General features: G+C 78.1%; 16 protein-coding genes. 1 reads left to right on the top strand and 15 read right to left on the bottom strand.

Annotated elements, in window-relative coordinates:
* Positions 1–164 precede the first annotated feature (164 nt).
* The gene (locus BLS82_RS12440; RefSeq protein WP_369811090.1) at positions 165–1,271 is read left to right on the top strand and encodes an Mrp/NBP35 family ATP-binding protein; all 1,107 of its coding nucleotides are present in this window, start codon (positions 165–167) and stop codon (positions 1,269–1,271) included.
* A gap of 11 nt (positions 1,272–1,282) precedes the next feature.
* On the opposite strand, the gene BLS82_RS12435 is transcribed toward BLS82_RS12440, so the two are convergent.
* The 15 genes from BLS82_RS12435 to dapE all read right to left on the bottom strand — a co-directional run bounded on the left by BLS82_RS12435 (position 1,283) and on the right by dapE (position 13,070).
* Positions 1,283–1,663: a twin-arginine translocase TatA/TatE family subunit gene (locus BLS82_RS12435; RefSeq protein WP_092866322.1), complete on the bottom strand. Its 381-nt coding sequence runs from the start codon at positions 1,661–1,663 to the stop codon at positions 1,283–1,285.
* An 11-nt stretch (positions 1,664–1,674) separates the two neighbouring features.
* Positions 1,675–2,979, bottom strand: coding sequence for a S1C family serine protease (locus BLS82_RS12430; RefSeq protein WP_092866319.1), 1,305 nt, complete (start codon positions 2,977–2,979; stop codon positions 1,675–1,677).
* An 80-nt stretch (positions 2,980–3,059) separates the two neighbouring features.
* Positions 3,060–3,716, bottom strand: a complete 657-nt coding sequence (sigE, locus tag BLS82_RS12425; RefSeq protein WP_092866317.1) for an RNA polymerase sigma factor SigE — start codon at positions 3,714–3,716, stop codon at positions 3,060–3,062.
* A 161-nt stretch (positions 3,717–3,877) separates the two neighbouring features.
* Positions 3,878–4,645, bottom strand: a complete 768-nt coding sequence (locus BLS82_RS12420; RefSeq protein WP_255378311.1) for an O-methyltransferase — start codon at positions 4,643–4,645, stop codon at positions 3,878–3,880.
* Complete coding sequence (locus BLS82_RS12415) at positions 4,624–6,135, bottom strand: leucyl aminopeptidase family protein (RefSeq protein WP_092866990.1); 1,512 nt, start codon at positions 6,133–6,135, stop codon at positions 4,624–4,626. The genes BLS82_RS12420 and BLS82_RS12415 overlap by 22 nt, the downstream gene beginning before the upstream one ends.
* 70 nt (positions 6,136–6,205) lie before the next feature.
* A complete protein-coding gene (locus tag BLS82_RS12410) occupies positions 6,206–6,373 on the bottom strand; it encodes a DUF3117 domain-containing protein (RefSeq protein ID WP_092866314.1) in 168 nt (55 codons plus the stop codon).
* A gap of 144 nt (positions 6,374–6,517) precedes the next feature.
* The gene (locus tag BLS82_RS12405) at positions 6,518–7,783 is read right to left on the bottom strand and encodes a hypothetical protein (RefSeq protein ID WP_143028850.1); all 1,266 of its coding nucleotides are present in this window, start codon (positions 7,781–7,783) and stop codon (positions 6,518–6,520) included.
* Positions 7,780–8,367: a DNA-3-methyladenine glycosylase I gene (locus BLS82_RS12400; protein WP_092866988.1), complete on the bottom strand. Its 588-nt coding sequence runs from the start codon at positions 8,365–8,367 to the stop codon at positions 7,780–7,782. Before BLS82_RS12400 ends, BLS82_RS12405 begins: the two co-directional genes overlap by 4 nt.
* Before the next feature lie 100 nt (positions 8,368–8,467).
* Complete coding sequence (locus tag BLS82_RS12395; protein WP_092866309.1) at positions 8,468–8,935, bottom strand: SRPBCC family protein; 468 nt, start codon at positions 8,933–8,935, stop codon at positions 8,468–8,470.
* 4 nt (positions 8,936–8,939) lie between these two features.
* Positions 8,940–9,311, bottom strand: a complete 372-nt coding sequence (locus tag BLS82_RS12390) for a DivIVA domain-containing protein (protein WP_176819083.1) — start codon at positions 9,309–9,311, stop codon at positions 8,940–8,942.
* Between the two features lie 40 nt (positions 9,312–9,351).
* Complete coding sequence (locus tag BLS82_RS12385; RefSeq protein ID WP_255378309.1) at positions 9,352–9,984, bottom strand: LOG family protein; 633 nt, start codon at positions 9,982–9,984, stop codon at positions 9,352–9,354.
* A gap of 155 nt (positions 9,985–10,139) precedes the next feature.
* Positions 10,140–10,367 (bottom strand): hypothetical protein, encoded by a 228-nt coding sequence (locus tag BLS82_RS12380; protein ID WP_143028849.1) that lies wholly within the window; start codon positions 10,365–10,367, stop codon positions 10,140–10,142.
* A gap of 89 nt (positions 10,368–10,456) precedes the next feature.
* A complete protein-coding gene (locus BLS82_RS12375) occupies positions 10,457–10,888 on the bottom strand; it encodes a MarR family winged helix-turn-helix transcriptional regulator (protein WP_218123876.1) in 432 nt (143 codons plus the stop codon).
* Positions 10,889–11,037: 149 nt separating this feature from the next.
* Positions 11,038–11,892 (bottom strand): MBL fold metallo-hydrolase, encoded by an 855-nt coding sequence (locus BLS82_RS12370; protein ID WP_092866297.1) that lies wholly within the window; start codon positions 11,890–11,892, stop codon positions 11,038–11,040.
* 83 nt (positions 11,893–11,975) lie between these two features.
* A complete protein-coding gene (gene dapE / locus BLS82_RS12365) occupies positions 11,976–13,070 on the bottom strand; it encodes a succinyl-diaminopimelate desuccinylase (RefSeq protein WP_092866295.1) in 1,095 nt (364 codons plus the stop codon).
* Positions 13,071–13,073 lie beyond the last annotated feature (3 nt).

Raw genomic sequence — 13,073 nt, 5'->3', positions numbered from 1 at the left:
GCGGAGGTGCTGACGCACGGAGGTGGTCCGGAGCGGCTTACCCTCGTCGGGTGAGCCCGTTCCTGCGCGGTCGCGGCGCCGCGGCCCCCGCGCCCGCCGTTCCCGCACCCGCTGCTCCCGCGTCCCCGGCTCCGGCACCCGCCGGCGCGCCGTCCGAGGCCGCCGTGCGCGCCGCGCTGGCGACGGTGCTGGACCCGGAGATCCGCCGTCCCATCACCGAGCTCGGCATGGTCGAGTCCGTGCAGGTCTCCGCCACCGGCGCCGTGCTGGTCACCGTGCTGCTCACCACCGCCGGCTGCCCGCTGCGCGACACCATCGACCGCGACGTCACCGCCGCGGTGCGCGCCGTGCCCGGGGTGGTCGCGGTCCGCGTCGACCTGGGCGTCATGGACGCCGAGCAGCGCGCGAGCCTGCGCTCGACCCTGCGCGGCGGCACCCCGGAGCGGGAGGTGCCCTTCGCCCGGCCGGGCAGCCTCACCCGCGTGATCGCCGTCGCCTCCGGCAAGGGCGGCGTCGGCAAGTCCACCCTCACGGTCAACCTCGCGGTCGCGATGGCCGCCGAGGGCCTGCGGGTGGGGCTGGTGGACGCCGACGTCCACGGCTTCTCCGTGCCCGGGCTCCTCGGCACCCGGGCGAAGCCGACGAAGCTGGACGACATGGTCCTGCCGCCGGTCGCGCACGACGTCAAGGCCATCTCCATGGGCATGGTCGTCCCCGACGGCCAGCCGGTGATGCACCGCGGCCCGCTGCTGCACCGCGCGCTGCAGCAGTTCCTCACCGAGGTGCACTTCGGCGACCTCGACGTGCTGCTGCTCGACATGCCCCCCGGCACCGGGGACATCCCGATCAGCGTGTCCCAGCTGCTGCCGGGCTCGGAGGTGCTCGTCGTGACGACCCCGCAGCCGGCGGCCGCGGAGGTCGCGCACCGCTCGGGCGGGCTCGCCACGCGCACGAGCCAGCGCATCGCCGGCGTCGTGGAGAACATGTCGTGGATGCCGATGCCCGACGGCTCGCGCGTGGAGCTGTTCGGCTCCGGCGGCGGCGAGCAGGTCGCCCGGCGCCTGTCGGCCGAGACCGGCACGGAGGTGCCGCTGCTGGCCCAGGTGCCCATCGACGTCGCGCTGCGCGAGGGCGGGGACGCCGGCACGCCGGTGGTGCTCTCCGCGCCGGACTCCCCCGCGGCCGTCGTGATCCGCGACCTGGCCCACCGCCTCGGGCACCGCCCGCGCAGCCTCGCCGGCCGCCGCCTCGGGATCACCCCCGTCGGCTGAGGGCCCCGCGCTCAGGTGGCGTCGGCGTCGAACGGGGGCGGGCCGGCGTCCTGGGAGCGCTGGACCGGGCGGCCCGGGGTCGCGCGCCGGCTCGGGGTCGCCCCGGAGGCCCGGGAGCGCGAGGGCGGGTGGTCCTCCCACGCCTCGGACAGGGCGTCGCGGACGATGCGGCGCGGGTCGTACTGGCGCGGGTCCAGCTTGCGCCAGTCGACCTCGTCGAACTCCGGGCCCAGCTCGTCGCGCACCTGCTCGCGCACGCCGAGGGCCATCCGCCGCCCCTCGCGCACCACGCGCCCGAGCTGGGCGGCGTACTGCGGCAGCCGCTCCGGCCCGATCACCAGGAGCGCGACGAGGGCGATGATCGACAGCTCGCCGAGGTTGACGCCGAACACCCGCTCGCTCCTCAGTCGCTCTCGGCCTGGTCGAGGACGAGGTCGACGTCGCGGGCCTGGCCGTCGCGGACGACGGTCAGCGTCACGGTGTCCCCGGGCCGCTGAGCGCGGATGGCGACGATGAGCTCGTCGTTCGCCGTCACCGGCCGGCCCTCGAACGCGGTGATGAGGTCCCCGGGCTGGATCCCCGCCTGCTCGGCGGGGCCGCCCGGCGTCACCGGCGGCCCGGTCGGGCTCGACCCGGTGGCCACCTGCACGCCCTGCCCGGTGTAGCGCTCGTCGAGCGCGACGCCGATGACGGGGTAGGTCGCGCGCCCGGTGTCGATGATCTCCTGGGAGGTGCGCACCGCCTGCGCGCTCGGGATCGCGAAGCCGAGGCCGATGTTGCCGCCGCTGCCGCCGAGGGCCCCGGGCGCCTGGGCGATGGCGGAGGTGACGCCGACGACGCGGCCCTGCATGTCCACCAGGGGCCCGCCGGAGTTGCCCGGGTTGATCGCGGCGTCGGTCTGGATGGCGTTGATGAAGGCGCTGTCCTGCCCCTGCCCCGCTGCCACGGGGCGGTTGAGCGCGCTGACGATGCCCGTGGTCACGGTGCCCTCCAGGCCCAGCGGCGCGCCGATCGCCACGACCGGAGCGCCGACGGCCAGGGCCGCGGAGTCCGCGAACTCCAGCGGCACGAGCCCCTCGCGCTCCACCCGCAGCACGGCCAGGTCGTACGGCGTGGTGCGCCCGACGAGCTCGGCCGCCACCTCCGTGCCGTCGCCGAAGACCGCCGTGACCTCGCCGCCGCCGTCGGCGGCCGCCGCGACGACGTGGTTGTTCGTCAGCAGCAGGCCGTCGCCGACGACGAACCCGGAGCCCGAGCCCGCCGCGGTCGGCGTGCTCACCTGCAGCGCCACCACGCTCGGCAGCACCGCGGCCGCGACCTCGCTGACCGCCCCCTGCTCCGGCAGCGCCGGGGACGTGCCGCCGTCGCCGTCGCCGCCGTCCGCGCTCCCGCCGGCGGAGCCGCCCGGCACCACGCGCAGCGGCGCGGACGCCGTGCCCGCGCCGCCGCTCAGGCGGTCCTGCAGCGCCCCGCCGGCGAAGCCGCCCGCGGTGCCGAGCAGCAGGGCGCCCGCGGCGCCGAGCACCGCGAGCGCGCCGCGCCGGCGCCGGGCCGGACGGCGCGCGGGCACCGCCCCGCCGTCCTCGGGCACGTGCGGGGCGTGCGGGAAGCCGGGACCGTCGTGCCCGGACAGCGGCCCGGCGGGCACGGCCGTCGCGCTCCGGACGGCGTCCGCGTCCGCCGCCGGTGCTGCGGGTCGCTCGCTCATGCCACCTCCCTGGTCGGGCCCATCCTCCCCCGCCGCCTCCCGTGCGCGCTGCACGGGTGGTCCGGCCGGGGGGGAGCGGGTCAGCCGGCCACGGGCAGCGCGGCCCCCGGCAGGCCCCCGACCGGTCGCGCCACGGCCCGCACGGGCCGGCGCTGCGGCGGCCGCCCGCCCGGCACGGGACGCAGGGCGGTGGGCGGGGCCAGGTGCACCAGCTCGCGCCGCAGCTGGGCCCGGGCGCGGTGCAGGCGCGAGCGCACCGTGCCCATCTTCACGTCCAGGACGCGGGCCGCCTCCTCGTAGGAGAGCTCCTCGACGTCGACGAGGACGACGACGTCGCGGAAGGCGGGGGGCAGGCGGTCCAGGGCCGCCTGCACGTCCAGGTCCAGGTGCGCGCGCTCGAAGGCCCGCTCCGGCCCCGGCTCGCCGTCGGGCAGCCGGGCGGCGGCCTCCTCGGTCAGCGCGTCGACGCGCACGCGGCGACGGCGGCGCACCTGGTCCAGGAAGAGGTTCGTCGTGATCCGGTGCAGCCAGCCCTCGAACGTGCCCGGCACGTAGTCGGCCAGCGAGCGGAAGACGCGCACGAAGACCTCCTGCGTGAGGTCCTCCGCCTCGTGCGGGTCGCCGGTCAGGCGGTGGGCGAGCCGGTAGACGCGCTCCGAGTGCAGGCGGACGACGTCCTCCCACGAGGGCACGTCGTCCACCGGCTGCACGACCTGCTCGAGCTCTCGTCCGTCCACGACCGCCTCCGCGCCCCGGCTGCACCTGCGCCGACGCTCCAGCCTGGCGCCGATGCCTGGAAACGGCCTGGGAAGGCCGTGTGACCCTTGTCACTCACCCACAGGTGTTGTGTGAACACGATGCGTCACCACCGGGGGGTGCCGCAACCCCTTCGGGCGTCTCAGCGGCGCCGGACGGCGAGGAGCAGCCCGTCGCTGCTGGGCACCAGCGACGGCAGGAGGTCCTCCTGCGCGCGCAGCTCCTTGGCGATCTCGCGCACGGCCGTGGTGGCGGGGTCGCGCTGCGCCGGGTCCCCGGCGCGGTCGTGCGAGAGGGCGCCGGCGACGGCCAGCACCCCGCCGCGGCGCAGCAGCCGCACCGCGCGGTCGAGGTAGCCCAGCGCGCCGCGCGGGTCGGCGTCCAGGAGCACGAGGTCGTAGCCGCCCTCGGTCAGGCGCGGCAGGACGTCGCTGGCGCGCCCCGTGATGCCCCGGATCCGGCCGCTGCGCACGCCGACCTCGGCGAAGGCCTGCCGGGCGGCGCGCAGGTGCTCGACCTCGACGTCGATGGTGGTCAGCACCCCGTCGGCGGGCATGCCGCCGAGCAGCCACAGGCCGGAGACCCCGGCGCCGGTGCCCACCTCCACCACCGAGCGGGCGTCGGCGGCGGCGCACAGGGCCCGCAGCAGGGAGCCTGCCCCCGGGCCCGTCGCGCCGATGCCGAGCTCGGAGGCGCGCGCCCGCGCCCGCTCCATGGCCTCGCTCTCGGGGACGAAGTGCTCGGCGTAGGACCAGCTCGTCGACTTGGCGACGCTGGCCCTGGCGGTGCTGGCGTTGGCGGTGATGGCGCGGTCCTCCTGGCGTCCCCGTGGCCGGTCCAGCCTAGTGCCGGAGGGTCCTCGCGCGGCGGAGGCGGGCGAGGCGGTGATCAGGCCAGCCCCTCGAGCCACCGCAGCAGCAGCCGGGCGCCGAAGCCGGTGGCGCCCTTGGTCACCTCGTGCTCGTCGCGGTCGGCGCGCGCCGGGCCGGCGACGTCCAGGTGCGCCCAGGTGCGCGAGCCGGTGAACTCGCGCAGGAACAGCGCGGCCGTCACGGCCCCGGCGCCCGGGGACTCGGCGGGCACGTGCCGCAGGTCGGCGACCTCGCTGTCGAGGGCGGGGCGGTAGTCCTCCACCAGGGGCATGCGCCACACGCGCTCCCCGGAGTCGTCGGCGGCCGCCTCCAGGCCCGCGGCGAGGGCGTCGTCGGCGGTGAACAGGGCCGCGTGGCGCTTGCCCAGGCCGAGGCTGGCGGCGCCGGTGAGGGTGGCGACGTCCACGAGCAGGTCGGGGCCCAGCTCGGCGTCGGCGTAGGAGAGCGCGTCGGCGAGCACCATCCGTCCCTCCGCGTCGGTGTTGGCCACCTCCACCGTCGTGCCGGCGAAGGTGGTCACCACGTCGCCGGGGCGGTAGGAGGAGGCGCCGAAGGCGTTCTCGGCCAGCGGCAGCAGGGCGGTGACGCGGTGCGGCAGGTCCAGCTCGGCGGCCCCGAGCAGCGCGGCGAGGACGACGGCGGCACCGGTCATGTCCGTCTTCATCGGCACCATGGCCTCGCGCGGCTTGATCGACAGGCCGCCGGTGTCGAACGTGATGCCCTTGCCCACGAGGACGACGTGGCGCGGCAGCGCCGAGGGCGGGCGCCGCGGCGTGAAGGTCGCGCGCACCAGGCGCGGAGGGGTGGCCGAGCCGGCGCCCACGGCGAGCAGCCCGCCGAAGCCGAGCGCGGTCAGCTCGCGCTCGTCGAGCACCTCGACCCCGACGCCGTCGACCTGCCCGGCCAGCAGGCGCGCCTGCTCGGCCACCCACTGCGGGCTCTTCGTGGACGACGGCGTGGCGGCCAGGTCGCGCACCCGCCACGTGGCCCGGGCCCCGGTGCTCGCCCGCTCCAGGGGCGCCTCGGCGGTGCAGCCGAGCAGGGCGAGCGCCCCCACCGCGGGCTCGGGGCCCTCGGAGAGCCCGGAGCGCGGCGGGTGGTAGGAGCCGAGCAGCGCGCCCTCGGCGAAGGCCTGCACGCCCGCGGCCGGCGCGTCGGCGACGACCGGGGTGGCGACGAGCGAGCGGCCGCGCACGGCGCGGGCGAGCGCGGCGCCGGCGCGGCGCAGGTCCTGCGGGGTGCCCGCGCCGGTGCCCACGAGCAGCAGCGACGGCGGCAGCGCGGCGCCGTCCCCCGCAGGAGCCGGGCGCGCCCCGGGCACGGGCAGCACGCCGCCCGCGGCGCCCGTGAACCGCGCCCGCTCGCACACCGCGGCGAGGTCGATGCCGTAGGCGACCGCGGCGTCGGCCGTGCCGGCCCGCGGCTGGGGGCCCTCCTCGCCCACCCCCCGGGCGACCGGGACGGCGAGGACGTCGGCGTCGGGGACGGCGGACAGCTCGCGCGCGGCGACCGCGCGCAGCGAGGGCATCGGCCGCGACGGGCCGGGGCCCACCGCGCCGCCCGGCGCGGTGGCGCCGCTCGCGCCGGCGCGCGCCACGTCAGCCGGCGGCGGTCTTGAGGGCGTCCCCGAGGGCGTTCGCCTCGTCGGGCGACATCTCCACGACCAGACGGCCGCCGCCCTCCAGCGGCATCCGCATGACGATGCCCCGGCCCTCCTTGGTGACCTCCAGCGGTCCGTCACCGGTCCTGGGCTTCATGGCGGCCATGCGGCGACCCCTTCGTGGTCGAGTCCCTGGTCGAGACGCGGAGCGGCGCCCTGTCGGGCGCCTGGTGAGGGCGCCATCATCCCATCGCGGGAGCCCGGGGAGGAAACGGGCGCCGGCGGGGGTGCGCGCCCCTCCTCCGCGGCGTCAGGGCGGCAGGTCCGTGGGCGGGGAGAAGCGCCACAGCCACGCCGTCCACACCACCTGCAGGGCCACCGACGCCGCCAGCCACGTCACCAGGTGCCCTCGCGAGCGCAGTCCCGCGGCGAGCAGCAGCGCCAGCGGGAAGGCGAGCAGCCAGAACCGCGGGGCCGACGTCCACAGGTCGACCACGAGCAGGAGGTGGGCGGCGTAGGCCAGCACCCACGCGGGCAGCTCCGGGCCGAGCGCGCGGGCCCGCCGCCCCGTGCACCACACCACCAGCGAGGCGACGGCGAGGGCGAGCAGCACGGGCCCGAGCACGGGCCCGACCACGTGCCGGGAACCGGAGACCCAGGGCAGCACCCAGGTCGCGTCCTGCCCGCGCCAGGCGGACTGCAGCTGCGCGTACCCGTCGACCCGGCCCGTCGCGAGCGCCACGACGGCCGGCCACGCCGCCGCGGCGAGCGCGCTCGCCGCGGCGAGCAGGGCGACGGCGAGCCGCTCGCGGACCGGGAACGGGTCGTGGCCCCGCGCGCGCCAGCGGGCCAGCGCGTGCACGGCGACCACCGCGGCGAAGGGCGGCGCGACCGCCCGGGAGGCCCCGAGCAGCAGCACCGCCACGGCGCACCAGCCGTAGCGGCGGTGCACGAGCGCCAGCAGGGCGCCGGCCAGCGCCAGCAGCGCCAGGGACTCGCTGTAGGCGTACTGCAGCAGGGGCGAGGAGGGGAAGACGAGCACGAGGGCCAGCCCGGCCAGCGCGGTCCGGGGCGCCGCGCTCGGGTCCGCCCCCGGCTCCTGCGCGCGCCGGGCGGCGGCGCGGAAGAGGTGCAGGACGACGACCGCGGCCACCGCCCCCACCAGCAGGCTCGTGGTGGGGGCCGCCACGGGCCAGGACGCGCCGGTCGCGGCCGCTGCCGCGCGCACGAGGAGGGGGTAGGCGGGGAAGAAGGCCCACTCGCTCTGCAGGGGCGCGCCGTCGTCCCCGCGCGGCAGCGGCAGCGGGTAGCCGGTCTCGGCGATGCGCTGGTACCAGGTGGCGTCCCACAGCTGCGCGGTGAAGCCGCCGTAGCCCGGGGAGGCGGGCGTCCAGGAGGAGGCGGGCTGCTCCCGGGCCACGCGCAGGGTGATGGCGGTCGTCACCGCCCGCGTCGCGGCGTAGACCGCCAGCGCCTGCAGCCACACGGGCAGGGCCAGCAGCCGCTCCCCGGCGCGGCGCGCCGCGGCGGCGCCGGCGTCCACGGCTCGGTCGCGCAGCTGCAGGGCGCGGTTCACGCCGCGCCGCGGGCGCCGCGGCGGAAGGCGCACGCGGCCAGGTGGTCGTCGACGAAGCCGCAGGCCTGGAGCAGCGCGTGCACCGTGCGGGGGCCGACGAAGGAGAAGCCCGCCGCGGCCAGGCGGCGGGCCAGCGCCCGCGACGCCGGGGTCTGCGCGGGCACGTCCGCCGGCGTGCGCGGCGCCGGGCCGGGTGGCGGGGCGCCCTCGGCGATCAGCGCCTCGAGCCCGCCGGGAGCGCGCTCGCGCAGGGCGAGGACGGCGCGGGCGTTGCGCACGGCCGCCTCCACCTTGGCGCGGTTGCGCACTACGCCCGGGTCCGCGAGCACCCGCGCGACGTCGTCCGGGCCGAAGCCGGCGACCACCTCGGGGTCGAAGCCGGCGAAGGCGGCGCGGAGGGCGGGGCGCTTGCGCAGCACGACCAGCCAGGACAGCCCGGCCTGGAAGCCCTCGAGGACCAGCCGCTCGTAGAGCGCGGCCTCGCCGCGCACGGGCCGACCCCACTCGGCGTCGTGGTAGGCGCGGTAGTCCGCCGGACCGGTGACTCCCCAGGGGCAGCGCAGCACGCCGTCCGGGCCGGGCAGCGCGCCGTCCGGGCCGGGCAGCGCGCCGTCCGGGCCGGGCAGCGCGCCGACGTCCCCAGCGCCGACGTCCCCGGCGCCGACGTCCCCAGCGCCGACGTCCTCAGGCACGTCGCGCGCTCTCGGCCTCCACCTCGCGCGCCATCCGGGCGAGCACGGCGCCGAAGACGAGGCGCCCGCCGAGCGCGAGCGGGCCCGTCACCGCGCGCGAGAGGCGGCGGGAGAGGACGGACACGTCCTCGGTCCACCGCACCCGGCACCGGCCGCCGGGCAGCGGCACCACCTGCACCTCGGCGACGCCGAGCACCACGCGCCCGCGGTGCTCGACGCCCGCCGTGCCGGCGCGCGAGGACGTCGGGGGGTCCCAGCGCACGACCTCCATGGGGTCGTCGAAGCCCAGCGGGCCGATGCCGCTGCGGCCGACGAACACCGTGCCGACGCCGCCGGTGTCGCGGGTGACCGTCATCGACGTCAGGGGCACCCACCGGCCGTGGGAGGCCCAGTCGGTCAGCCGCGCCCACACGAGCTCGACGGGCGCGGCCACCTCGCGGGTGGCGGTGAAGCGGGCCACCGGCTCAGCCCTGCCCGCGTGCCGCGGACGCGCCCTCGGCGGGAGCCGTCGCGGAGGCGGGTCCGGGTGCCGGCGCGGGAGCCGGCGCGGGAGCGGGTGCGGTGAGCGCGGCGAGGCGGGCGTCGCGCTCGGCGAGCTCGTCGCGCAGCCGGTCGAGGACGGCGTCCACCTCGTCCGCGCGGTAGCCGCGCAGCGCCACGGTGAAGCGCACGGCCTCGACGTCGTGGGCCCCGAGGGAGCCGGCGGCGCCGGGCGGCAGCTGCGCGCGCGGGCCCGTGCCGGCCGCGGGGGGCAGGCCGCCGCGCACGCGCCCGGAGGCCACGGCGACCACGACCGCGACCAGGGCCACGGCGAGCAGGAGGAGGGCGAGGCTCACGGCGCCGATGGTGCCACGGGGCGCTGGGGCCGGGAGGAGGTCAGGGCTGGGCCTCGAGGCCCTCCTGCAGCCGGTCGGCGGGCGGGACGCCGCCGGCGCCCTGCCCGGCACCCCGCCCGGCGGCCGCGCCGGCGAGCTCGGCCTCGAGCAGCGCCACCGCGGCGCGCGGGTCGTCGCTCCAGCGCACCTGCGCCGCCGCGGCGGGCGCCACGAACCGCGCGTCGACGAGGTGTTCGACGGCGAGCCGCAGCGGCGCCAGCACCCCGGTGGGATCGCACACGACCACGGGCTTGGCGTGCAGGCGCAGGGCGCGCGCGGACCACACCTCCAGCAGCTCCTCGAGCGTGCCCAGGCCGCCGGGCAGCACGAGGAAGGCGTCCGCGGCGGCGTCCATGAGGCCCTTGCGCTCGCGCATGCCGTCGGTGACGACGAGCTCGTCGGAGCCGGTGTCGCCGACCTCCAGGCGCAGCAGCTCGGCGGGGATCACGCCGTAGGTGCGGCCGCCGGCGGCGCGCACGGCGCGGGCGAGCGCGCCCATCATCGACAGCGACCCGCCCCCGGAGACGAGGGAGTGCCCGCGCTCGGCGAGCAGCGCGCCGACCCGCGCGGCCAGGGCCAGGTGCTCGGGGTCGATGCGCTCGGAGGCGGAGCAGAAGACGGCGACGGCGGCCACGGGCGGCAGCCTGCCAGGCGCCCGCCCCGGTGCCGCGCCCCACTTTCCCGGGAAGGCGCGCCCGACCGGACCCGTCTGCCCGCACTTTCCCGGGAGAGTGCGCATGACCGAGCGCGCCCTTCCGCACTTTCCCGGGGAAGTGCAGAAAGCGCGGGTCAGCAGACGGCGGGCAGGACGTCGGCCACGGCGGCGCCCGACAGCGCTGCCACGAGGAGCGGGACGTCGCCGGGGGCCACGCGCACGGTGCTCGTGCGGCGGGCGCCGTCCCCCGCGCTGAGGACGACGAGGCCGGCCTCGGGGCGGGCGGGGACGCGCAGGGCGCGCCCGGGCCGGTCGCGGTCGGCGACGACGGCGCCTCGCAGCGGCGCGGGCCTGGTGCGCACGGCCCCGGTGCGGAGCCGTGCCCCGCCGGCGTCGAGGCCCCGCGCCCCGGGCCGTTCCCGCTCCGCACCGGACCTGGCGCGCGGGCGGGTCACAGGCACGATCCCCGGTCCTCGCCGTCGCCGATGACCTCCACGAGCATGCGCCGGAAGACGTGCACCTGGTCCTGGCTGAAGCCGTCCAGGACCGCCGCCTCGGCGCTGGCGCAGGCGGCGGCCACGTCCGCGCGCACGGCGCTCCCGGCCTCGGTGATCTGCGGGATCCGTGCGCGGCGGTCGCGAGGGTCGCTGCGGCGCACGACGAGACCCCTGCGCTCGAGCCGGTCCAGCTGGCTCATCAGCGTGCTCTTGTCCAGCCCGAGGGCCCTGCCCAGCTCGCCCTGGGTGAGGTCCGGGGTCCTGTCGAGGGCGCTCAGCACGATGTGGTCGCGCAGCTGGAGCCCGTGCTCCTCCGCTCGTCGGCCCGTCACCCCGCGCATCCGCTGGGCCGCCCGGTGCAGGAGCCAGGTGATCTCCGACTCCACCGAGGGACCCGGCCTCGTGCCGCCGGGTGCCGTCCGGTCCGCGTCAGGTCGAGCCGGTGGTGGTGGACCCTGCATCCGGGAACCTCGCGCTCCTCGCGCGCCGCTGGTGGACGGCTCGACGGGCCCGCTCCGCTCGGCAGGCTCGGCGCTCACGCAGGTGCCGTCCGGTCGGGCAGGTGCGGGATGCCGTCGTAGGCGTCGCGGTCGTGGGCCGGGACGACCTGCACCAGGCCGGCCAGGGCGATCACCCTGAGCAGGCCCTGTCGCACCTGTGCGGGATCGCTGTCGGCGAGCCGGCGCAGCAACCACGGCCGCTCGACGCGTCGGCGGACGCCGTCGAGCTGCCAGGTCAGGTCGCCGACGAAGGCGTACCGCTGACCGGACGGCACGGCGACGAAGACGACCACGGAGCCGGGCGTGTGACCTCCGGCGGGGACGACGACCACGGAGCCGTCGCCGTGCACGTCCAGGCTCGACGGGAAGCCGAGGTGCGCCGGGCCGTCGACGGCGTACTCGCGGATCTCGTGGCCCGCGGACACGGCGCGGAACACCGCCCCGTCCGCCGCCTCGGCCGCGTGGTGCAGCTCGGCCGCGTTCATCCAGATCGGCAGCTGCAGGTCGTCGAGACCGCTCACGTGGTCCCAGTGGGAGTGGGTCACCAGCACGCCGAGCAGCCGGCTGCGGTCCCAGCCGCTGGCGTCGAGCTGCTCGCTCACCGTCCTGGTCACCGAGTGCGGAGCGCGCTGGATCCGCGGGAGGGTCGCGACGTGCGCGGCGACGCCGGAGCCGAAGCCCGCGTCGATGAGGAGGTCGCCCCTCGGGTGGTGCACCAGGACGGCCGTCGCGGCGAACTGGCGCTTGTCGCGCAACGACCCGCCGCGGACGGCGAAGGCCGCTCGGGTCTCGTACGTGCCGGTGGGCAGCTGGTAGACGGCCACCTCCGGTGGCGGGGTGGCCTCGGGAAGGGGCTGCTCCCAGGCAGGAGGCGCAGGAAGGGGCGACACACCCGGATCGTACGACGCCAGAACGTCTGGGCCAAGACGATCCAGGGCGTCGTGCCCGTGGCACCGGCCCGGACCGGCTTGGCCTAGACCTCGCTGAGCCACGCCGCCAGCGCGCGCTCGCACTCGCGGATCTGCGCCACCGGGCACTGCTCCCCGTCCGTGTGCGCCTGCACCGGGTCACCGGGCCCGAAGTTGACCGCCGGCACGCCGATCGCGGCGAAGCGGGCGACGTCCGTCCACCCCAGCTTCGGCGCCGGCGGGCGGCCGATGGCCGCGACGAACGCCGCCGCCGCCGGGTGCTGCAGCCCCGGCCGCGCGCCCGGCGCGTTGTCGGTGACCCGCACGTCGAACCCCTCGAGCACCGACCGCACGTGCGCCTCGGCCTCGGCCGGCGACCGGTCCGGGGCGTACCGGAAGTTGACCTCCACCCGGCACCGGTCCGGGATGACGTTGCCGGCGATCCCGCCCTCGATCCGCACCGCGTTCAGGCCCTCGCGGTAGGTCAGCCCGTCGACGTCGACGACGCGCGCCTCGTGCGCCGCCAGCCGCGCCAGCACCTTCCCCGCGCCGTGGATCGCGTTCACCCCGGTCCACGACCGCGCCGCGTGCGCCGCCCGCCCCCGCACCACCACCTCGGCGCGCAGGGTGCCCTGGCACCCGCCCTCCACGGTCGCGCCCGACGGCTCGCACAGCACCGCGAAGTCCCCCGCCAGCCACTCGGGGTGCTCGCGCGAGATCCGGCCGAGCCCGTTCAGCGCCGACTCGACCTCCTCGTGGTCGTAGAAGACCCACGTCACGTCCCGCACCGGCTCGACCACGGCGGCGGCCACGGCGAGCTGGACGGCGACCCCGGACTTCATGTCCACGCTGCCGCGCCCGACGAGCACGGCGTCCTCGCCGCTGCCCGAGAGCCGCGACGGCACGTTGCCCGCGATCGGCACCGTGTCCAGGTGGCCCGCGACGACGACCCGCTCGGCCCGGCCGAGCGACGTGCGGGCGAGCACCGCGTCCCCGTCGCGCAGCACCTCCAGGTGGCCCAGGTCGCGCAGCGCGGCCTCGACGAGGTCGGCGAGCGCCGCCTCCTCGCCGCTGACGGACGGCACGTCGCACAGCGCCCTGGCCAGGTCGACGACGTCCCCGCGCAGGTCCAGGACGGGAAGGGCCGCGGTCTCGCTCATCTT

Origin of the sequence: Quadrisphaera sp. DSM 44207 (genome assembly GCF_900101335.1) — a bacterium.
GTDB lineage: Bacteria > Actinomycetota > Actinomycetes > Actinomycetales > Quadrisphaeraceae > DSM-44207.
Note: the sequence above shows the minus strand (reverse complement) of the source record. Positions and strands in the feature narration are given on the sequence as shown.

What these genes read in the sequence shown, in the direction of transcription:
- BLS82_RS12410 (WP_092866314.1), bottom strand. Translation starts at nt 6,373, where the DNA reads ATGGCCGCCATGAAGCCCAGGACCGGTGACGGACCGCTGGAGGTCACC.
- dapE (WP_092866295.1), bottom strand. Translation starts at nt 13,070, where the DNA reads ATGAGCGAGACCGCGGCCCTTCCCGTCCTGGACCTGCGCGGGGACGTC.
- BLS82_RS12430 (WP_092866319.1), bottom strand. Translation starts at nt 2,979, where the DNA reads ATGAGCGAGCGACCCGCAGCACCGGCGGCGGACGCGGACGCCGTCCGG.
- BLS82_RS12415 (WP_092866990.1), bottom strand. Translation starts at nt 6,135, where the DNA reads ATGCCCTCGCTGCGCGCGGTCGCCGCGCGCGAGCTGTCCGCCGTCCCC.